This is a genomic window from Chryseobacterium sp. ON_d1 (genome assembly GCF_006829085.1).
GTDB lineage: Bacteria > Bacteroidota > Bacteroidia > Flavobacteriales > Weeksellaceae > Chryseobacterium.
Map to the genome: position 1 here is coordinate 1 of NZ_BJTC01000016.1, position 21,207 is coordinate 21,207.

Genomic DNA, 21,207 nt, shown 5'->3' on the forward strand with positions numbered 1-21,207 from the left:
GAGAAATTATTGGAAACTCTTGTAGAGGAACAAAAAATCCTTACTTTTGGAAGTAAGGACAATATTGGATAACTGACAACTATTTTTAACCCCTAACTGTCAGATAAAGTCGTGGCTATTACACCGAAATTTTGCTTACAGAAAGCCTTACAGCTAAAACTAAATTTAATACCAAATATATTTTAAAAATACATAAGTTAGCATTGGCTCACTTATATACTTTTGCAGGAAAATATCGCAATGTAAACCTTTCAAAAGGAGGTTTTATGTTCTCATCCGCATTACATCTTCCGCAATCAATGAAAGAATTTGAAGATGAAATACTCATGCAGCTACCCATCACATACTCAGATAAAGAAATGTTAATAGAAGATGTTGCAACCGTACATGCAGAATTATTATTTATTCATCCCTTTCGTGAGGGGAATGGGAGAACCGCACGCATACTTGCAAACCTCATGGTTAGAAAAGCAGGCTATGAAATGTTAGAATTTGATAAAATAAAAGGAGAGGTATTTGAGCAATATATATTAGCAGTTCAAAAAGCATCACTAAAAAACTACCACCCTATGACGGAAATTATTAGGATGATTTTCTCAGCTTCGCCTCAACTTTTTTGAGCGAATCACTAGCAATATGAGCAGAAATTTTTATTCCTTCAATCTTAAAAGAAGCAACAGCTGATTTCATGATCTGCTGACGTAAATCCTGTGATTTCTTTGTTTTGGTTTTCATTTTCCTGTCTTTTGAATGAAATAATGTAATAACAAATATACGAAATTTTTATTTGACATAAGCCTTATAATAACATCAGCTGGTATTTATGACTTACAAAGGTTGCAATAAAATATCTATCCGTAGGTACTATCTAATTCTCACATTGCATTTAGATAAAAATATCCAGGATTAATATTTATAAAGATCTTCTTACTATTAAATGAGCAGATTATAGGACATTATTATCTAAATTTCTCCAATTCAAATTCAATTTAATTTTGGCAATAATATACTTTAGTGTACCAGATCAATTTTTAATACAAGTTGAATTTTAAAGATTGTTTAAGTAAATATGAGTTAATTGCCATCATAGTTTGTGCACCGGTGTACCAGATCATATTTGTAAAAATGTCAGTTTTATTATTAAAAAAATAATTAGATCAATTATTAAACAACGAAGATTTTATTCTTTTGATTTGGTACATTTAAATATCGTCTTGTATTGTCACCTCAATTTATTAAGTTCGGACTGCTGGAAAATTCTTTGTAAGTATAGACATTATAAGGATAGATTTTCTTTGCCAGTATTTTAGAAATAACACTACTAATGAACAAAGGAAACAGCAATAGATAGCCAGAAGGTACGATACTGGAAATAATAAACATGGCAGTAAGAGGGGCATGAATAGCTGCGGAAAGCATGGCAGCGGCTCCAAATAACGCAAAGTTAATAACCACAAGATGGGTACCTAAATAATGGTTGCAGAATTGGGCAAAAAATACCCCTAAAAACGCACCTGTAACAATACTCGGGGCAAATACACCGCCGTCACCGCCTGCACCGAGAGTGAGGGAAGCCGCCAATGGCTTTATAAAGATGAGCAAAACCAGAGGAATTAAATATGCGAGATTAACAATGTCGTACGAACTACATTCGAGGATTTTACCAAGTCCGTGATAACTATCACCATATAAAGCCGGAAGAAAAAAGATAAATACCCCAACAGTTATGGCACCTAAATTTACGCGTATGAAATTGTTGTTAATCCCACCAAAAAATGTTTTTGCGTAGATGACAATTTTCGTAAAATAAAGGGCAAATATACCTCCGATTAAACTTAGTATCATAGCAAAAGGTATGGATTGCCACCGCCAGTCCTGTACCTTAAATGTAAACAGTGGATTTGAGTCATAAAAATGTACGAATAGATGAGCTACAATCATCGAACTTATTCCACTGATCAGTAAGGTTTTATTGTATTTACGTGCAATAACTTCAAATGCAAATAGAAAACCGCCCAGCGCACTTCCAAAGAGTACGGTTACACCCGCTATAATACCTGCACATATCAGCTCCGTCTTGTAGGCCCATGCACTATGCAAATGTTTGTAGGCCTGATTGCCAACTGTTGCAGTGGCAACTACTGTTGATACTTCGACTCCTGTAGATCCTCCGAAAATCACCGTTAAAAAGCCATTAATGCAATGAGAAGGTATTTTAAAAAAAGGAAGATGATCCTTTCTTGTTTCCAGGGTTGTATATATTTCCTTAATTCCTTTATTTTTTCTGTTCTGAAAGAAATATTTGCGCAGGAAATAGATTGCTGTAATGCCTACACTTGGTAAAAAGATTAACAATTTGTTTTCCGTGGCTATAATTTCTTCAAAGAGGTATTCCTGTACTTGTCCTGTCAAATGTTTTAAAGTATAAGATATAAGACAACAGATAATACTAACGATAATGGATATCCCGATTAATTTAACATAGCTGGATCTTATTATTTTCTTTCTGTACGCTGTATTGCCTTGCATAACTATTTTAGTTTTAAAGAGGATGTAAAGGTAACGGTTATTTTTTGAAATAGTAAAATTTGCTTGTTACTATATACTACCTGTTTTTATTAAAACAATTCAAATGAAGTTTAAATAATTCATTGATTCATAAACTGAAAGTCCAACTGATAAAAGGCAACGATATACTTAATTTTTTTGTTTTACTTATAGATTCTGTCTTTTTGCAACGTTGGAATTTTAGATAACTGTTAAAAATAGATGTTTTTTAATTTTGTGACGGATGAAAAAATTGCAGATTTCGTCAGCTTCTTTAATTTTAGTATTGAATAATATACACTATTAAATAAAGAAAAACTAAATTAGTTGTGCAAAGAAATTGTTATGCCTAAAAACGATTCAATTACATTAAATAGAATGGATTACAGCAGTGGGATTGCTGTTGGTATTTGGAACGGATCTACACCAGGTATTATAAAAGCACTTTCACCCCACAGGCACGACCATTATACTTGCATGCTAATTGAAGCTGATCAGCTTGAAGTTGTATTTGATTTTAAGCATTTAACAATGCCGGTGGGGACACTTTTTATCTCTCCTCCTGGACAAGTTCATCAGATTCTAGAGACTTTTAGCGCAACCGGTTGTTATCTGTCTTTTGAAAGCCGTCATATCGGTAGAACGGCACAAACCAGTTTGGATAATTTGTTAGAGGAAACCTTGATTATCGCTCTCTCTAATAATGAGCGGGATTGGTTTAGAACAATCTTTGATTCAATGATGAAATTACAAGATCTGAACGATATCGCTTACAGGCAAGTTGAAGAACCATTGCTTTCAGCTTTTATTGAACAGGCAGTTTTATGCTACGAACGTCAATTATTCATTAATCCCGAAAGTATCAGTCTACGTTCTATCAGTCTCACAAAGGAATTCAGGAATCTTGTAAAATCACATTTCCGGAGTATTAAGCGTCCATTTGAATATGCAGAAAAGCTTAATATTACTGTTGGACATCTAAGCGATACAGTAAAAAAAGTGACTGGATCATCAGCTTCGGAACTGATTCAAAAGGAAGTGATGAACGAAGCGTTAAGATTGCTATACTATACGGAGGTAAGTATCAAGGAAATTTCCTATCAGCTGGGATATCAAGACACAAAATATTTCATTAGACTGTTCAGTAAAAAAGCAGGTTGTTCGCCAAGTGAATATCGGAAGAAATACGCTAAAAACTCAGACCAAATCTTAGATCATTAAAATTGTTCCTTATTTTGTCCACCTTTTACCTTAATTTGTGAGTGGCGTTGCATATGCCAATTGCTCAATTTTGTAAGACAAAAAAATTACTTCTAAAGAAAATTTAAGTCTTATGATTGGACAGAATTTTGTTGAAAGCTCAGTATTCTCATTGTCAAAAACTCCCGAGGGAATAGTCGACTCTTTTCTTGCTCATATGAATTCTTTCCATTCGGAGACTATGCTTCGTTTCTATGAGGAGGATGCAATCTTTATTAATGATAACGGTGAGCCTCGGAGAGGAAGATTGGAGATTGCGCGAGAATTGGACTGCTTCTTTAAATTCGGATTGCCAATCAAAATTACAACAAGGAATGTTTATGTAGATGGCAATCTAGCATCACTAATCTTGGACTGGAGTATAGCGGGTATTGCGAATAATGGTGAAAAAATATGTATGCGAGGAACATCTAATGATTATGCTAAAAGAGGAGCCGATGGATATTGGAGATATTGGTTTGAAAATCCCTTTGGTGTTCAAGTGCGCAGTTTATTTTAAAAAACTTTACAATATTAAATAAATCAGATATGAAAATTTTAGTAGTAGGAGGTACAGGTCTAACAGGGAGGCTTGTAACTAACAAATTGGAAAAACTTGGTCATAAAGTGGTGATTGGCTCGCCATCACAAGGTGTTGATATCCTTACTGGTGAAGGGCTTCAGGAAGCCTTGACCGGAACTGAAATAGTAATAGATCTATCAAATTCATCTTCTCCCGAAGGAGAAAATGCATTTCGATTTTTTGAAACTGCGGGAAAGAATCTTGTCAAAGCAGAATTGAATGCTAGTGTTAAGCATCATATCGTTCTATCAATTGTAGGAACAGATGATGCATTGGAAATCGGTTATCTTAGAGCAAAAAAACTTCAAGAGGATACTATTAAAAACTCAAGTATACCTTACACTATAATTAGGTCAACACAATTTCACGAACATGTGGAAGCCATCATCCAAGTTCAGGGAGAAGGGGATAAAGTTTTTGTTTCGAACTTAGACTATCAACCAATTGCACTTGATGATGTTGCCGAGTTCATAGTACAATTTTCTTTGGAAGAACCTAAAAATAACACCATTGAAATTGCAGGACCAAGACGTGGCAAAATGGAGGCTTTTGTCTCTGAGTATATTCAAATTACCGGTCAGGATAAAAAAGTGATTATAGACAATGAAAATAAGTATATGCATTTTGTTGTTCCTACTTCACTTTTAGTTCCCACTGGGCAATACAATACAGGCAAAATACTTTTTGAGAACTGGGCACTTGAAACACATAAAATTTAATCTTCTAAATTTATCCTTTCGCTTAAAGCAGTTCTAAAATTTGAGTGCAGTTAAGTACTTCTTTATCACTATTTATGTTCTTTTTTTCAACTTATTAAGAAGATGGAAATTAATAATGAATTGATTTTTAATATGGAAAGGGAAAAAATTATTTATTGTGAAAAGCAGTAAAAACGTTTTAATTGAAGATGATAATTTCTTTTAATTTAATTAATTTTCTTATCAAGAATAATAATTTTTCTGTGTTCTCTTCCCCAATTAATCATTTCATCGATAATTTTGCCGAAAGTTGGGCAGCATTCTGTCGGTGCATCAGTAAGAGCATTGCGTTGCCCTGTATTTTTTGAAACCCTCTTGTATCAGATTGCATCTCTAAGAGAAGAGGGCACATTTTCTTTACCAATGGATGGAAATTATAAATCGCCACAAATCGCCGTAAAAGATATTGCATCCAAAGCAGTGGAATTTTTGACGGATGAGACCTGGATAGGCAATGAAGGATTTCCGGTTCTCGGTCCGGAAGATCTCAGCTATAATGAAATTGCCAGGCAAATGAGCGAATTGGTAGGAAAGTCCATTCGTTTTTTGCAGGTATCAGAGGAAGACTATATAAAGGTCCATAATTAAATATTTGTATTATTTTCGCTGTTTTGAAGCAATTTTAGGTTTTATTTTATATTTGTATATTACCGTGATAAAATCCATGCAATGAGAAAATATGTATTACTATTTGCAAATAGGTTTGCTTCCCTAATAAACAGGTTATCACCAATGAGTAAAAATATGCGGCAATCATTTGCATTGATTCGCAATCAATTAAGATGGAGAAAACACGGACTGAGCATACTTATGCTTCTTTTTAGCGTAATTACTTTTGCCCAGGGGATTTACGATGGACCGTATGTATCGTATGAGGGTGGCAAGATATGGAAAAGGATTGTAGAAAATGGTGCAGCAGATAAATCTGAGCTAAAGGAAGGGATTGTTCATGTAAATTTTGCAGATCCCAAACTGAATTATACAGTTTTGTTAAAAAAATCATTACAGAATGAACCTGCTGTTTACGATCAGCCAAAAAAAATGTTCGTGGTTTCGGATATAGAGGGAGAATTTATGGGATTCCGAAATCTGCTGATTGCCAATAAGGTGATTGATGAGCAATATAATTGGATTTACGGCAAAGGGCATTTAGTAATCTGTGGCGATCTGTTTGACCGTGGTCTTGCAGTAACGGAGACCATTTGGCTTATCTACAGGCTTGAAGAACTGGCCAAAAAAGCAGGAGGCTATGTCCATACTATTTTGGGAAACCATGATATTATGAATCTTTCAGGAGATCTTCGTTATGTACAGCCTAAATATATGGAGAGTGCAAAGCTAATGGGATTAGAGTACATGTCATTATTTAATAAAAGCTCTGAGCTAGGAAGGTGGCTCCGTACAAAGAATACCATCGAAAAAATAGGGGATAATCTTTGTATGCATGCGGGAGTTTCTCCAGTGATCAATGAGTTAGACTATACTATAGAGCAGATCAATGACTTATGCCGTCCGTTTTATGATCAGGTTAAAATGCTTCAAGGCGTAGGTGATAAGAAGATCGATCCCTTTTTTATGGGAACAAGTTCGTTATTCTGGTACAGGGGATATTTTTTTGAGCCCAAAGCGAGCGAGGCGGACGTTTCAAAGACGCTGCAGGTATTTAACGTAAAGCGAATAATAGTAGGACATACAATTGTTAAAGGGAATGTGGCTTTCTATTATGGAGGAAAAGTGTTGGGTATTGATGTTGACCGTCACGGGGACGATCATCAGGCGGCAGTATTTGAAAACGGTGAATGGTTTGCAGTAAATGTCAGGGGCGAAAGACGTACGATCAAGAATCAATAGCGCAATGACTTAGCGTAATTATAAGATTAAATAATTGCCTGCAATACATTTTCTACTTCACCGCAAAGTGAGTATGTGATTATTTTCAAAACATTTAGCGGAGAAGAGCTAAGAACGCTATGGCGGCACGGTAAAGCGAATAATTAAAAAAAAGCGACAAACCAAATTTTTCTTACTTACAAAAAATTTTTAATATCTTAAATGATTGATATTTAGATATTCGGTTTATTTTAAATTGATTTATTTTAATCGATTATTTGCCGATTAAAATGATATTGTGTGGGCCGGATTTCTATTCAATTTATATAAGGAGGCTAAAAGCCTCCCTATATTAAACCAAAAACATTTTCTTCCATTTTGTGACTGTATTTCTGCTAAGTCTGAAATGATGTGCCAGCTGGATATTATTTAGTCCGTGTTTTTTCTGGTAATCCAATATCCGTAAAATATCAGATTTGCTGTAAGAACGATATTTTTGATTAACTTTTTGTTGTGCTTTTTTATTTTGAAATATTTTTTCATTCAGATTGATAATATCTAAAAAAGACAATTTGTTTTTTGAAAGTATGGTTTGGAATTCTCCTATACGTTCAGGAAACTTTTTATTAATAAGATCAGAATAAATAAGTTTATAATTGGGAGTCATTGTTTAGAGATAATTATTTATAAGAATTTTTATCATAGCTATTTTTGTAGGAAAACCATTCTAAGTCTTAGTATTAAAATGTCAAGGCTTTCTTAATCTCGGCAAACGGAGCAAATTCAATATCCTCAGGCATTGCTACTATAATGTCAACTATTGATTGGATAGTCTGGTAATCCTTTGAATTTAATGCAATAAGAGATTGAAGTTCTTGCATTTTCATGTTATGTTCTTTAACCAGATTTAAAGTGTTAGAAATTGAATCAAGAAAATCCTCTATATTTTTTATTTGTAATGATTGTACTTGCTTATCCATTTGTAAAGTGTTGTTTTAGGGATTTTGTAACGTTCTATCACTTGATCTCTGCTCATTTCTCCCTTGTTAATTTGTTCTAAGATAAAATCTATAATTTCCTTAGTGTAAATATTTTTACGAAATTGAGGTAGAGCAGATTTTTTATTCTGTGATGATCTGCTAGGTCTTTCTCTTACCACGGGCGAAAACAAAATCAAATGTTGGGTATAAATTCTGAAAAAATCATAATTTAAAAGTTTACTCCAACGCAGAAGAATATCTGTATTTAAACTTTGTGCCTCGTACATTTTTTCCATATCATTTACAGTGCAATTCAAAAAATTACAGATGCGGGATATTTCTATCCCACGCTCTGCAACTAATTGATTGATAAGTTTTCCAATATGGATATCTTTAAAATCCATTGATCATTATAATTATTTGGTATTAATACCATTAGACTCTGCCTGCTTTATTGCCCAAGCTAGGATATTTGCAAAAACGATTGAGTTTTGAACCTGCATACTTCCTGCTGCACGTCCATTGCCTGCAAATCCATAAGCCGTCTTTTCAGCCGGCAAATACCCACCTGAACTTGGAGCTACAAATGGCTCAATTGTATTACTTGGGTATTGGTTGCCGTTGGCATTTTCGTTGCTTAAAAAACCACCATCACCAAACCACACTAGGTTTAAGTCGCTGTGCCTAAATGCTGTTATACCTGAATAGGTTGTACTGCTATTGATAGGTTGAGCATAGCTCAGCGGGATAATTCCTGAAATACTTGAGGTTACAGCTACAGTTGTTGAAGAATCTTCTCCCCAGTTCTTACCCCTCACATCGCCAAATGGACCATTAAGAACAGGGTCATTTGCATTTGTCAGAGGGTATACTGCTCCGGCGCCTCCACCTACGTAGCCCACGGTCAAGGCGGGATTAGAAAATACAGCTCTGAGAAAATTGCGGGAAACTATGTCATCAGTTCTGTCCTGAAAGGCAATCACTACACCTTTTTTGTTTAAATAATCTACTAGATATCCTGATTGTGTCGTGTTTAAAGATGCATTATCAAATCCTATGATAACGATGTCCGGCTTATTATTAAGAGCCGTCAGTAAAGCAGCATCACTAGCCGGATTTGTACCCAGAGATATATGCGTGTACCCCTCCGCCTTAACAATGCTGGATGCTGAGGTTCCGAAGTTTGTAGGTGAATCCATCAAACTTCTTGAAGGACCTGTAAAAGCGCTGTATCCATAAACTGTTTCATTTCCGATATGTAAGATCTTTTTAGAAGGAATAACAACGATCACATTGACATTACAACTGGTTGAAATACCTCCTTGACTATCCGAAGTTATTGTTAATGTTTTCGTTGATGTAGAGTTTGGTGTTCCTGTTCCATTTAAAGTAATATTCTGATTACCCGTTGCTGTAAAGGTTCCTGAACCACTAAATGAAATTCCATCTACTGTATTGGTCGTAACTGTATAACTTCCTAATGATGTGACATTCACCGGTAGGGTTATGGTATTACTACCTGTAAGTGCCGTGCCGACTTTATAAACACCGTTTACTATTGCAGAGCCACAACTCATCGTATAGCTACCTGCCGCTGACAAAACAGTTACTGTTCTCACTGGTGTGCATGTAACATCTATCCCATTAGCATTAATTGCGAGATTATCCGTTTGTACTGCCACAGGGGTACCCTGACCGGCAGCCTGTATAGTGTAAGAGCCGGTATTAAAAAAAGTACCTGATGCAAAGAAACTGTATCCATTGGCTGTTGTTGCCAGAAACGTATATTCTCCTGCCTTGGTTACTGTAACGGGAATCGAAAGGTAATTGGATATCGTAAGTTCTCTTCCCTGAACATAAGTTCCTTTTACCTGTATTGCAGCACAGTCAAAAGTAAATTGAGATTTTCCCAACTTTCCACAAAGGCTTTTCCATTCCTGATCTGCATTATTCCAGTAATTATAGCAGTCTTCTGTCGTGTTGTAAATAAGCAGACTGTTTTGTAACGCGCCCATATTGGGTGTTAGCTGTGTGTCACGCTGTGCTTCGGTATACCGCTGGATTAGAATACCGCTGTATTTGTCAGGATTAGCACTCGCCGGATCCTTTCTTTCAGAAACATGAAGCCCTGCATAGGCGTTAGGTTTATCTGTGTTGATGCCCACTTGTCCATATGTATTGATGTGAATCAGAAACATCAATATGAACATTTTATATATGTTTTTCATTTGTATCTTTTAATTTATGTAATTGTAATCTAAACTGAATTGTACTTTAAATTCAAAGTACGGTTGTATAAAGAATAAAAGCAGGTGGCGGCCTGACACTGTAGAAACCTGAAATTTCCAAATATGATTTTGGCTCAATAACGTTTTTTAAAAACAGTTTTTTCTTAGAATTGCCTGAAAAATGGAGGGTAATCTTTCTTAATAAACCTGATATTTTTTGATAATTAGTAACATCAAGAATAACTGCCGAAAAAAAACTCTTCGAAACCATCAAAAACATTCTGCCTTTAGTACAATTCTTAAAAGAGCTCTTGGAATTGATTTCCTTATTTTTAGCAACAAGAGGGGCGTTGCTTTTTTTTAATTTAATGGATTTTAGATGCTTTTTTGGAAATTTATTCTTTAAATAGTTAATGCTTATCTTAGATTTTGTGAACTCCTGAAGTCCTGTAACTGTAGTACCTTCCGCAATATAAATATTGACAGCAGAGCTGGAATCAGCAATATTTTTTTTTGATATAAATATTGTACCTTTTGTAACGTGTAAGCTGCCATTTTCCTTTTGAAAAATCTGGGAATTAGCATAAAATGATGCAAAATAGAATATAAAAAGATATAAATAATGGCTTATCCCAATTCTAAATATAGTAAATGAAAGAAGTATTTTTTTATAATCTTTGAAATAGTAATGATGAATCAATTTTTGCTTATTTAAAAAGGGGGTTGTCACAGTTAAACTAGCTAACATTACATTGTTAGCACTATACAATTATTTTTTTTTGAAAATTTTCTGTCTTATATCCTTGCTTTAGTTTCTGCTTGTGCTTTGTCTTTAACAAGACAAGGTAGAATGAAAGCCCATGAAATTAATAGTTATTACAATTTTTTTATTCGTATTTTACCTTTAAAAATTGATTGCACTAATTGATGTAGCTCGCATTAAAAGATAAAGAAATAGGTATGCAGGTGATATTGGCACTGTTTTGCACACCATTATCAAATGTACGCTTCATGCGAATATCCAACTTATGTGAGCCTGCATTTAAAAATTTAACTGAACTCAAGGAATACTGGGCTTGCAGCCCTCCAGGCCCTGGCTCCTGTGTTGTCTGGTATACGTTGGTCTGGACGTCATCTATATACAATGCCGCAGTGTAGTAGGAATATCCTGATCCGGAAGGTGCTGCAGAATAATCAATTCCTAACATGAAGTTGATAAAAACGGCCTTTCCTCCCAAAGGGATATTGATGTTTTGCACCGTACCTGGAATTGTAGTCCAGGCAGCACCGTTAACATTGAAATTAGAACCATTGGCCCCGGGTCCCCCTGATGTCTGTTCAAAAGTACTGATGGTACTTGCAGAAGCATTGGGCATGGTAATGACGTTCCCTGCAGAATCTACTCCGATCGTTTGACCTGAGCTAACAGGTGTTAATGCGTTGAAATTAGAGAATTTCAAACCTGAGATTCCATTATTGCCTGACGATATCTCTAATTTGGAAGTAGGGGAGATTGTTCCCACACCAACATTACCTTCTGCTGTTATCCGCATTTTTTCAGTTCCAACACCATTGTTTCCTGAGCTTGTCGTAAATATGATAGGTGCAGGGCTTGTAGTTGCGGTTGTACCCAATGATAATGCCGTAGCGTCATTAGAGGCTGTGATACGTCCAGGCTGTTCCGGCATAATCTCAAGCTTCAAAGTGGATGAGACTGAATTTCCATCATTATCCGGTGATGAAAAAGTTCCTGATGCCATTTTACTGCTTGATGTTGCAACACCAGACTGCTGAAATCCACCGGACGCGCTGAAAGCCGTGGATTGGTTTGTTCCCAAAATCGTAAGGTCATTTCCGGCCAGATTCAATAGTCGCACATCAGATAGTGAACCATTTGAGTTATATACATTTGAGTTTGTTCCTTCAGTTTTGATCCATTGATTGCCGTTGAAATAATAGTAACCAGCGGATTTCACAAGGACGGTCTGCCCCGTTGTTGCATTGTCAGGGGCGGTCACATATACCAAAGCTCCGGTCTGCGAAGTAGTATATGTTTTTTGTCTCAATTGATTTCCGGTAAGGCGCGGTGCGATAATGCCGTCAAGAGATGTTTGTTCTGCAGGGTTTCCCATGACGTCAAGAGTGGCAGATGGAGCAGACGTATTGATTCCTACCTGAGAAAAAGCTGCTGTGTTGCTTAGCACTGCAATAATTAAGATTAGATTTCTTTTCATTTTAAGGGGATTTTGCATAAATGAATTTAATTGAGTAAGCTTATTAGTTTGTTTTTTATAGAAGAAATGGGTTTACTTACCTTTCTATAAATATTGATCTATCAATTATTGGTAAATAGTACTCCCAGGCAGAGATCATTATCAACTTAATCAGTAATCCCGGAATTGATCGGAGGCTACTATGTGACATTGATAAACAAGGCGTGGAATCCTGCATAAGAACCTCCTATTGTCATTAGCTGTTGACAGGAACTAGAAGGTTCTGTAAGCAAAATAACTTCAAATAAATTGACCGATTTTGATTTTCTGTGTCTCTAGGGATAAAAGGGATCGATCTTTAAGCAGATGGAAGATCGTTGAAAAAAAAAATCTAACATATTACTGTTCCTGCCATGCCTTTCTATACCTTGCTTCAATATCGTGCTCGAAACCAATTTCTTTGTCAAATACTATTGCAAATCTATCCGTTGAGTCATATTTTTCCCAGTGAAATCCTTCACCGGAGTTAGGATTTCCGGTCCGTGCAAAGTTGAGCCAGCAATCCTGAATAATTGTCGAAAGTTTTTCCACTTCGTTCTTATCCGCAGCTTCCAACATTGGCTTGGAATCCGTGGCGTCCAATGTTCCAAAGACAAAAGGTATTTCCAAAGAATGAAAACTTCGAAGTCCTGCAGCTTTTAAATAGTCACTGCTCCATTTAAAGCGATAGAGATAAGTAGGGCATTTCGACTGCATTGCATCTGCAATGGTTGTAACTGAATGCCAAATGATAGCATCTCCACCCATTTTAACCGACCTTGACGATGCAGGAATAGTACTATATGCTTCTTTAATAGACGTTGAAGTGTCAGGATATACATTTTCCAGAAAAAGTTCCATTTGCTTATCTTGTACAGGCATAACAGGTGCAGGCATACCTGCAAATACAGTACCCTCATCCTGATTCGAACCAATGATTAAAGGAACGTGGCTTCCACTTCCATTTTTAATGGCTGTGTGTGCAGACTCCCGAAGAAAATCGTCACCGATCAATGGCTGAAAGGCAATTGTACCCGGATGTGACAAGGCAATTTCGTCCACAAGTTTTATAGCTGCTTTAACAATATCCTCAGTAGATACATCTAAAAGTAGCTTCGCACTATGGTCCTTAATACCCAAGAGTTCTAAAAATCTTCTTGTTATCAGAGTTGCTTTAGCTTTATCACTATACACAATATGATAACTGCAGGGACTTTCAACAATAGCTTTATGAAATAGTCCCTTAGCTAATGGTGATCCCAGAAGATTAACTACGCTGGCACCCCCCGCAGATTCTCCGAATATGGTAATGTTTTCGGGATCACCCCCAAAGCACGCAATGTTTTCACGTACCCAGTTCAGTGCCATAAGCTGATCTCTGTGACCGATGTTGGTATCAATTAAATCTCCATCGGGCAGATCTTTTGTATAAAGAAAGCCGAATGGTCCGAGCCTGTAATTAATTGTTACGACTACCACTTCACCATTTTTGGCCAATACAGAGCCATCGTAAGCAGTTATGGATCCCGATCCACTAATGTAGGCACCGCCATGTATCCAAAACAATACCGGTCTTTTTCTGCCGTCTGTACCGGGGGACCATATGTTCAGGTAAAGACAATCTTCACTTATATCGCCAATCGGATTATCGAGTTGTAATTGTGGTGACGAAGGAGCATAATTCGTTGCGTCTTTTGTATCTTGCCAGATATCCATAGGCTCGGGAGACTTAAATCTTAAACTACCGATCGGCGCTTTTGCATAAGGTATGCCCTTCCATACCCCTAAACCATTCTCTACATACCCTCTGAGCTTGCCGTGCGTTGTAGAAACTAATGTGTCTATATTCATAAGTTTGAGCAGGTAATAATTTATACAATCATTTTAATTGCTCAAATTTATAAGATCAAAAAGTCTGATCATAAAATTACATCTATCAACTTCTACTGTATACCTCCGTTTTTATCCATTCATTGATAATCAGTTGGTTAATTTTGGTTAGTTCATGATTTTAGTATCAGATGCTATCAATCCATACATAGAGATTGGTATCTGATGGGAGATTCAATTTTTTTCTGAGTCTGTATTTTCGATTATCAACTGATGAGATCGTATTTTTTCTGTACAGTGCTATTTCTTTGGTCTGAAGATTCAACTTCAGATAAGCACATAATTCCAGATCTGAAACTGAGAGTTCATTGTTAATGTTAAGTAATTTATTCTGAAAATCAGGGAATACTTGTTTGAATACAACATAAAAAGATCTGTCGCTATCTTTAATCATTTGTAAAAGTTGTTCGATATCCCTCTTTTCAGGTTTTACATCAGTAGTTTCATAAACTTGATTATACGTAATATTATTTTTAACACGTCTTTTGAAAATATAAAAGTAGTAGATTGTAAATCCGGAAAGTACGATCAGTAATAAAATTGCTAAATAAAGAATAGTAACTGACTCAGACTTATTCTGAGTAGGTACATTTATCTCTTGTGCAATAGGCATAGCCTTACGTTCTGATTCTTCTATCTCATACTTTAATTTTTTACTGGTATCAGAAAAAAATCTTGCATCAACGATCATTTTCATTTCTGAAGATAAGCTCGCGAGTGCATCAGTAATATAGTATGATTCAGCTGGAATATCATAAATCTCCGCCAGGCAAAGTGATTCATTATAAAAATGCAGTGCTTTTCGATTGCTATCCGTAAGGCCAGAATTATAAGCTAAGATCCCTTTAAATCTGTAAAGACTGATCATAAATCTTTTATCATTTAAATTTGTTAATAAATTTTCTGCTTCCTTAAGATATTTTCCTCCTTCATCATAGTATAACGCTGAAATTAAAACTGATCCTAAAATTTTTGCTCTCGTACCAAGCCATCGTGCTCTTCCAGGATGACCGGGATTTATCATCTTCGCTTCTGCGTATGCCTTCTGAAGATAGTTTATCATAGAATCTTTATACGGTGCTCTTGGCTCACCGATAGGTGGATTTGAGTGTTCAAATATCATCGCCATACCACTGTAATGCTGTAATTTTAATATGTGAAGGCTATCTTTTGTTCTAACGTTTGATGATAGTTCCAGACCAATATTAAAGGATTTTCTCGCTTTGTTGTGGAATCCCAGATTTAAAAAAGAACGTCCCAAATAGGTATAAAGGACACTTAATCGATAATAGTCTTTCTGCTCCTGAGCAAGATTTATCGCCTTTTCGATTCTTCTAAGTACATTATAGTGATCACCAAGTTCACTGTAAATCTGTATGGTGGTTGTGATGGAACGTAGGGCCTCTTTGTCATCATGGTTATCGTCTGCTTCTATGTATAGGTCATCGCACATTTTTATCAGGTTCTGCTCATTTGTTTTTAGAAATTTTTCCGCTGAATAAACGACATTGTAGAGGCTGTCGGTATTTTTTTTGTAACCTTGGCCATAAGCAGAATTGAAGAGTGAAAAAAATATTGATAAAAGGATCAATCGCATCTGTTTTAAATAAAATATAGAATTTTCATGCTTAATATAGCGATTCAAATTGATATTATAAAGAAAAATGTATAACAGGTTTAATAATAATTTTGCAGCATTTAGGATGAATGATCGTTATATTTGCTTTAAAGATATACTGTGTGTTTTAAATTGAGAGCTCGATTATAGAGCAACATGGGTTGGAAATATAAGTTAAAAAAAAATGATATTCAATGAGTTTACACCGTAAAAGACTAGTTTCCACATCGTAGCCTGATGAAAAGGCTCATATGCTGAATGACTTAACTTACTCCTAAGGAATTTACAGAGTAGAGATCCTACGGCCCTATAATCCCAACCGCTTTTTTGTTTAGTTGCAATGTGAATGTTTTTTACAGTTCACTATAAAAAATGTGTTTTTAGAATCTTTTTGACTTTAACATCAATACCTTGTTATTCAAGCTCCTCAATAAATATTTTAACAACTGATAAGGTAGAAGGTGTTGATTTATCACTACTCAAGATTGTATTTACCCGATATAATTTTTGCGAAGAAATAGCTGAAATAATGTATGAGGTCATATCATCATTGCTGGGGTTTAATCCGTCACCGTCGAGATTAAGCCACGTATTGGCGGCAATATTTCCCCTTCCGTATCCACCAGCACCTGTGTTAGCACTTGTTCCGGCGCCGAACAACCAACGGGAAAAAGAATAATTGGTCTGTGTGTTGAATTTCACCTGAAATCGTCCGCTGCTCTGATATGTATTAGAAGAAGTTCCTGCAAAACGAATGCAAAGGACGCCTATGCAGGTTTCTGACCCGGTCGGCGTGGACGCATTAATGGGAGATGTAGTTTTTGTGGCATATTTTAGAACCTTTTGATCAGCAGGCAGGCCGCTCAATGCCAGAGACGTTAAAATCCAGGTTTTTCCGGTGGTATTACCTGTGTTTTTTAAAGTGGCTACATATCCTTTAGGGACAGATATATTGGAATATTCCGATCCTGCAACATCTATCTTTTCATTTCCACCAGAATTGATCGTCAGTACTTTATCGGTTGGATTGCGAACGACATATTCTCTGCCTTTAAAAGGATTTGTCGGATTGGCGGAGGGTAGATATATTGTGTAATCGACAGCGCCTGTATAGTTAACATAGTAGTCTGTATCTGTCAAAGTAGATACGCTTTCTGACGCCGCGGGCAGCGCTCTATAAGGTGTGGCAAAAGAACCATTAATATCCAATGTACTTCCTGGACTCGTTGTATTGATACCCACTTGGGCAAAAGAATTTAACCCCATACTTAAAAACAAAAGCTGAATAATCTGATTTTTCATGTTCTAAATTTTCTGCAAATGTAAATGCCGGTGTGGAACACATGAAATTTTGAATCTGGTATATTCTACTATTTATCTCCGCTTTTATCCATTCACTGAAAATCAGGTTATTATACTTGGTTTTGATTTTTTATCATATATTATCAATCCATACGTAGAGGTTGATATCTGATGGGAGGTTTAATTTTTTTCTGAGCCTGGACTTTCGGTTATCTACAGATGAGATTGTATTTTTTCTGTATTGCGCTATTTCTTTTGTCTGAAGATTCAACTTCAGATAAGCACATAGTTCCAGATCTGCAACTGAGAGTTCATTGTTGATACTAAGTAATTTATTCTGAAAATCTGGAAATATCTGTTTGAATACGATGTAGAATGATTTCTCATCTTCTTTTGCCAATTGTAAAAGCTGCTTAATATGATCAGTATGAGGCTGCACATCCATAGGTGCGATATCTTCGTTCCCAGCGCCAGCTGACGCGTAGCGGGTTTTCTTCCTAGTGATAAAATAATAGATAATTGCTGCTGAGATCAAACATGTAATCGCTCCAATCAAAATAACAAAATAGTAAGGGCGCTTAGATGGTATTAGTTCAATCTTTGCCGCGAGCGGTACGGACTCATGGTCAGCTTTATCCATCTCATATTTTATTCTCTTGGTTTCATCAGCAAAAATTCTTGTTTGAACGGGCATTCTCATTTCTGAATACAGGCTGGCAAGGGCATCTTTAATAAAATATGATTCTTGGGGAATATCATATACTTCTGAAAAATAAAAAGATTCATTATAAAGATCTAATGTTCTTTCAAGGCGGTTATCAACAGGTGAGTTGTAGATTAACAGCCCCTTGAATCGGTATAGTCCGATCAAAAACCTTTTATCGTTAAGGCCGGAGAGCAGATTTTCAGCCTCGCTGAGATATTTCTGGCCCTGGCCAAAATCCAGGGTTGCAACCAGAACGGATCCGACAATACGAGCTCTTTCACCTAACCAACGAGGTCTTTCTGCATTTTTTACGCTTATCATCTTTGCTTCGGCATACGCTTTCTTTGCAAAGTATACCATAGAATCTTTGAAAGAAGTATTTTCCCGATCTCCAATAGTGGGATTGCTATTTTCAAAGAAGGCGGCCATGCCCCCGTAATGCTGAGCCTTTAATAGGTGTTCGCTGTCCTTTGAGTCTACTTGAGAGGAAATTTTCAAACCTGCATCGAAAGCATTTCTGGCTTTATTAAAAAAACCGGCCTTCATGAAAGCTCTTCCCAGATAGCAGTAAAGAAGGCTCAACCTGAAATTGTCATCCTGTTCACGGGCAAGTGTCATAGCTTTTTCAATTCTTGTAAGTACATTTGAATTCTCGCCACGTTCTGTATAAATCCTTATGGCTGTCGTCAACGCGCTTAGTGCCGTTTTATCGTCACCCTTGTCGACCGATTCTCTGTAAAGATCATTACAAGTCTGTACAAGTTCCATTTCATTTTTTTTTGAAAATTCTTTGCTGGAATATACAGCATTATAGAGGCTATCCGTGTTTTTTACATAGCTTTGACCGTACCCAATTAAATGGAAGGATAGAAAAAACAGACATAAAATCAATCTCATGTTTTACAAAAAAAAGTTTAATTTATAAAAATAGGTTTTATCTTAAAGTAAAAAAAGATATTTTTATTGAATCTGCTCCAAATAATTAATGAGGTTTGGTGTTGAGGCTAAAAGGCAATATAAAAGGATTTACGAAAAGCTGATCACTTTTGTTAGGACGATATACTTGTGGTGCTATACTAGGTTTTTAGCAGGCATTATTACACTGTTTTTCTAAACGGGATCGATTTCTATATCACATATTATAATTTTGAACAGAATATTTTTCAGTTATAAATGGTCTTGCCATTTTATTTTAAAGTGAAATAAATTATTGCAATGTAATGAAAATAGGTTTTCAGTTGTCTACTAAATATAAATAATTGCATGACAAGAATCTTTTACTTTGTAATATTTTTAGCTTGTTCCCATTTGCCTGCACAGTCCAGTAGTTTCAAGCATATTTCCAAGGAATACACTGATATCTCGAGAGGGAATCGCTTACTACTTACAGAGATTTGGTATCCACAGGATCTGGCTATTGAAACAGATAAAGAATCTTCTGCCATTTCTAAAATAAATATACAGAAACACCCGCTGGTTTTACTTTCACACGGTACCGGGGGCAGCAGATTGAGTCTAATCTGGTTGGCAAAGAGGCTTGCGCAAGAAGGTTACATAGTGGCAGCGGTTGATCATTTTGGAAATACCACAGACAATAGAATTCCCGAGTATTTTGTGAGGTATTGGGAAAGGCCATTGGATATTTCATTTTTAATAGATCAGCTATTGAATGATTCAAAACTCTCAAACTTAATAAATAATGATAAAGTCGCAGTTGTGGGCTTTTCCCTTGGAGGATACACATCATTAGCGTTGGCAGGAGCTAAATTAGACTGTGCTTTGCTCAAGAAAAAATCGAAAACTAAGCCTGGAAAACAAGAGCTCACTATTCCGGAAATGGGTGACCTTACGCCACTTATCGATCAGATAGACTGTAGTCGGATACCGTTGAGTTTGAAGGATAATAGGATAAGGGCTTTTGTAGCACTTGCACCTGCCTTAGGATTAGGCTTTTCAACCAAAGATCAGTTTACGGTAGAAGCACCGGTTCTTATTCTTGGGGCTGAGAATGATATGATTGCCCCGGTAAAACGCAATGCTGCAAAATATCATCGTCTTATTCCTACATCGCAGCTCCAAGTACTTAAAAGGAATCTTGGACATTACATTTTTTTGCCGAAAGTAAAAAAATATGGACCGGATGAGGCCATATTCTTTGAGGATCCACAAGGTATCGAAAGGACAGAGGTTCATCAGGAAGTTGGAACGCTGATATTAGATTTTCTGAAAAATAGTCTGTAGACTTTACAACACATCTCTATGAAAAATTGCAAAGAGAAATTTTGTTAAAAAGGCTTTTTGAGGGATATAAAGTTGGACTAAAAACACTCATTATTCTTCTTGTTGTATTCTTGGTATTTTATCTATATCATTACTCAGAATTTTCCATCTGATGTTTCTTCATTGACGGAATTTAATTATTTTAACTCGTCAATAAAATCTCATTAACCTAATAAAGGATTAATTATGTTAAAAGTTTTCCAAATTTTAAATATAGCTGCATTAGTCGTAACAATTTTTATTAACTATCTTTCCAATACAGGATTGTTCAATAATGAAACAATGGCCAGTATTTCAGCAAAGTATCAAAATCTTTTTACCCCTGCTGGCTATGCATTTTCCATCTGGGGACTTATTTACCTGGCACTTTTCGGTTTTGTAATGTATTATGGTCCTTTTACAAAAAATACTGATGCCAAAGAAAAAATAGTAAAAAATATCGGCTGGTGGTTTATAGTTTCCTGTATGACAAATTGTCTATGGATCGTTACATGGCTTTATAACTATACATTTCTTACCGTTCCGATTATGGTTGTACTCTTTATTTCTCTGATGAAAATTATTTTAAATAATAGAGGGACAATCGAAGCCAGAGGTATGCGGACACTTTTATTTCTTCGCCTGCCCTTTTATATCTACTCCGGCTGGATTTCGGTGGCCTTAATTGCGGATGTTGCAGCCTACCTGAAAAAGACCGAATGGTCAGGATTTGGAATTTCCGAAACTAGCTGGACGGTCATAATGTTTGTCGCGGCTGCGCTTGTTCACCTTTATATGCTCTGGAAACGCAATATGGTTTCTTTTGTACTGGTTGCCGTGTGGGCATTGGTCGCAATTGCAGCAGCCAATAAAAATACTAACGGGACTGTTTATTATTTTGCAATAATGACCGCGGTATTGCTTGCGTTAAATGCGGTTATCAAAATGTTGACTAAAAGGTCTGTTATCTAAATCATAATTTTAGTATCTAATTAGAAATTCTATTAATGTTATT

The 21,207-nt window shown here is 36.0% G+C and carries 18 protein-coding genes; 8 read left to right on the top strand and 10 right to left on the bottom strand.

Annotated elements, in window-relative coordinates; genetic code table 11:
• The first annotated feature begins 131 nt into the window (after positions 1-131).
• Positions 132-620: a Fic family protein gene (locus tag CRS_RS21220; protein WP_228451319.1), complete on the top strand. Its 489-nt coding sequence runs from the start codon at positions 132-134 to the stop codon at positions 618-620.
• A 607-nt stretch (positions 621-1,227) separates the two neighbouring features.
• On the opposite strand, the gene CRS_RS21225 is transcribed toward CRS_RS21220, so the two are convergent.
• Positions 1,228-2,412 (bottom strand): chloride channel protein, encoded by a 1,185-nt coding sequence (locus CRS_RS21225; RefSeq protein ID WP_308463720.1) that lies wholly within the window; start codon positions 2,410-2,412, stop codon positions 1,228-1,230.
• A gap of 480 nt (positions 2,413-2,892) precedes the next feature.
• Between CRS_RS21225 and CRS_RS21230 the strand changes: the two genes are divergently transcribed.
• The 5 genes from CRS_RS21230 (at position 2,893) to CRS_RS21255 (ending at position 6,978) form a co-directional block, all read left to right on the top strand.
• Positions 2,893-3,768: an AraC family transcriptional regulator gene (locus tag CRS_RS21230; RefSeq protein ID WP_142725952.1), complete on the top strand. Its 876-nt coding sequence runs from the start codon at positions 2,893-2,895 to the stop codon at positions 3,766-3,768.
• Positions 3,769-3,880: 112 nt separating this feature from the next.
• Positions 3,881-4,306, top strand: coding sequence for a nuclear transport factor 2 family protein (locus CRS_RS21235; protein WP_056015210.1), 426 nt, complete (start codon positions 3,881-3,883; stop codon positions 4,304-4,306).
• Between the two features lie 29 nt (positions 4,307-4,335).
• On the top strand, positions 4,336-5,088 hold the full coding sequence (locus CRS_RS21240) for an SDR family oxidoreductase (protein ID WP_142725953.1): 753 nt from the start codon (positions 4,336-4,338) through the stop codon (positions 5,086-5,088).
• Between the two features lie 279 nt (positions 5,089-5,367).
• Entirely contained in the window at positions 5,368-5,715 is a 348-nt protein-coding gene (locus CRS_RS21250) for an NmrA family NAD(P)-binding protein (RefSeq protein WP_142725954.1), read from the top strand.
• A gap of 156 nt (positions 5,716-5,871) precedes the next feature.
• Positions 5,872-6,978, top strand: a complete 1,107-nt coding sequence (locus CRS_RS21255) for a metallophosphoesterase (protein ID WP_172617129.1) — start codon at positions 5,872-5,874, stop codon at positions 6,976-6,978.
• 719 nt (positions 6,979-7,697) lie between these two features.
• Here the strand turns inward: CRS_RS21255 and CRS_RS21265 are convergent.
• The 9 genes from CRS_RS21265 to CRS_RS21305 all read right to left on the bottom strand — a co-directional run bounded on the left by CRS_RS21265 (position 7,698) and on the right by CRS_RS21305 (position 18,701).
• Positions 7,698-7,937, bottom strand: coding sequence for a hypothetical protein (locus tag CRS_RS21265; protein ID WP_142725957.1), 240 nt, complete (start codon positions 7,935-7,937; stop codon positions 7,698-7,700).
• Positions 7,907-8,341 (bottom strand): transposase, encoded by a 435-nt coding sequence (locus tag CRS_RS21270; protein ID WP_142725958.1) that lies wholly within the window; start codon positions 8,339-8,341, stop codon positions 7,907-7,909. The genes CRS_RS21265 and CRS_RS21270 overlap by 31 nt, the downstream gene beginning before the upstream one ends.
• Before the next feature lie 12 nt (positions 8,342-8,353).
• Positions 8,354-10,165, bottom strand: a complete 1,812-nt coding sequence (locus CRS_RS21275; RefSeq protein ID WP_142725959.1) for a hypothetical protein — start codon at positions 10,163-10,165, stop codon at positions 8,354-8,356.
• A gap of 52 nt (positions 10,166-10,217) precedes the next feature.
• The gene (locus CRS_RS21280) at positions 10,218-10,913 is read right to left on the bottom strand and encodes a hypothetical protein (protein WP_142725960.1); all 696 of its coding nucleotides are present in this window, start codon (positions 10,911-10,913) and stop codon (positions 10,218-10,220) included.
• A 172-nt stretch (positions 10,914-11,085) separates the two neighbouring features.
• Positions 11,086-12,399, bottom strand: a complete 1,314-nt coding sequence (locus CRS_RS21285; RefSeq protein WP_142725961.1) for a hypothetical protein — start codon at positions 12,397-12,399, stop codon at positions 11,086-11,088.
• Between the two features lie 378 nt (positions 12,400-12,777).
• Positions 12,778-14,268, bottom strand: a complete 1,491-nt coding sequence (locus tag CRS_RS21290; protein WP_142725962.1) for a carboxylesterase/lipase family protein — start codon at positions 14,266-14,268, stop codon at positions 12,778-12,780.
• 166 nt (positions 14,269-14,434) lie between these two features.
• Positions 14,435-15,898, bottom strand: a complete 1,464-nt coding sequence (locus CRS_RS21295; RefSeq protein WP_142725963.1) for a hypothetical protein — start codon at positions 15,896-15,898, stop codon at positions 14,435-14,437.
• A gap of 441 nt (positions 15,899-16,339) precedes the next feature.
• Positions 16,340-17,227, bottom strand: coding sequence for a hypothetical protein (locus CRS_RS21300; RefSeq protein WP_142725964.1), 888 nt, complete (start codon positions 17,225-17,227; stop codon positions 16,340-16,342).
• A 133-nt stretch (positions 17,228-17,360) separates the two neighbouring features.
• A complete protein-coding gene (locus CRS_RS21305; RefSeq protein WP_142725965.1) occupies positions 17,361-18,701 on the bottom strand; it encodes a hypothetical protein in 1,341 nt (446 codons plus the stop codon).
• Positions 18,702-19,196: 495 nt separating this feature from the next.
• On the opposite strand from CRS_RS21305, the gene CRS_RS21310 reads away from it, so the two are divergent.
• Complete coding sequence (locus CRS_RS21310; RefSeq protein WP_142725966.1) at positions 19,197-20,174, top strand: alpha/beta fold hydrolase; 978 nt, start codon at positions 19,197-19,199, stop codon at positions 20,172-20,174.
• Between the two features lie 225 nt (positions 20,175-20,399).
• Positions 20,400-21,164, top strand: coding sequence for a tryptophan-rich sensory protein (locus tag CRS_RS21315; protein ID WP_142725967.1), 765 nt, complete (start codon positions 20,400-20,402; stop codon positions 21,162-21,164).
• The last annotated feature ends 43 nt before the right edge of the window (positions 21,165-21,207 follow it).

Excerpts from the sequence above, each read along its gene's own strand:
- CRS_RS21305 (WP_142725965.1), bottom strand. The coding sequence starts at position 18,701 with ATGGAACTTGTACAGACTTGTAATGATCTTTACAGAGAATCGGTCGAC.
- CRS_RS21285 (WP_142725961.1), bottom strand. The coding sequence starts at position 12,399 with ATGAAAAGAAATCTAATCTTAATTATTGCAGTGCTAAGCAACACAGCA.
- CRS_RS21300 (WP_142725964.1), bottom strand. The coding sequence starts at position 17,227 with ATGAAAAATCAGATTATTCAGCTTTTGTTTTTAAGTATGGGGTTAAAT.
- CRS_RS21240 (WP_142725953.1), top strand. The coding sequence starts at position 4,336 with ATGAAAATTTTAGTAGTAGGAGGTACAGGTCTAACAGGGAGGCTTGTA.
- CRS_RS21290 (WP_142725962.1), bottom strand. The coding sequence starts at position 14,268 with ATGAATATAGACACATTAGTTTCTACAACGCACGGCAAGCTCAGAGGG.
- CRS_RS21275 (WP_142725959.1), bottom strand. The coding sequence starts at position 10,165 with ATGAAAAACATATATAAAATGTTCATATTGATGTTTCTGATTCACATC.
- CRS_RS21255 (WP_172617129.1), top strand. The coding sequence starts at position 5,872 with ATGCGGCAATCATTTGCATTGATTCGCAATCAATTAAGATGGAGAAAA.
- CRS_RS21265 (WP_142725957.1), bottom strand. The coding sequence starts at position 7,937 with ATGGATAAGCAAGTACAATCATTACAAATAAAAAATATAGAGGATTTT.
- CRS_RS21310 (WP_142725966.1), top strand. The coding sequence starts at position 19,197 with ATGACAAGAATCTTTTACTTTGTAATATTTTTAGCTTGTTCCCATTTG.
- CRS_RS21280 (WP_142725960.1), bottom strand. The coding sequence starts at position 10,913 with ATGTTAGCTAGTTTAACTGTGACAACCCCCTTTTTAAATAAGCAAAAA.
- CRS_RS21270 (WP_142725958.1), bottom strand. The coding sequence starts at position 8,341 with ATGGATTTTAAAGATATCCATATTGGAAAACTTATCAATCAATTAGTT.
- CRS_RS21235 (WP_056015210.1), top strand. The coding sequence starts at position 3,881 with ATGATTGGACAGAATTTTGTTGAAAGCTCAGTATTCTCATTGTCAAAA.
- CRS_RS21230 (WP_142725952.1), top strand. The coding sequence starts at position 2,893 with ATGCCTAAAAACGATTCAATTACATTAAATAGAATGGATTACAGCAGT.
- CRS_RS21315 (WP_142725967.1), top strand. The coding sequence starts at position 20,400 with ATGTTAAAAGTTTTCCAAATTTTAAATATAGCTGCATTAGTCGTAACA.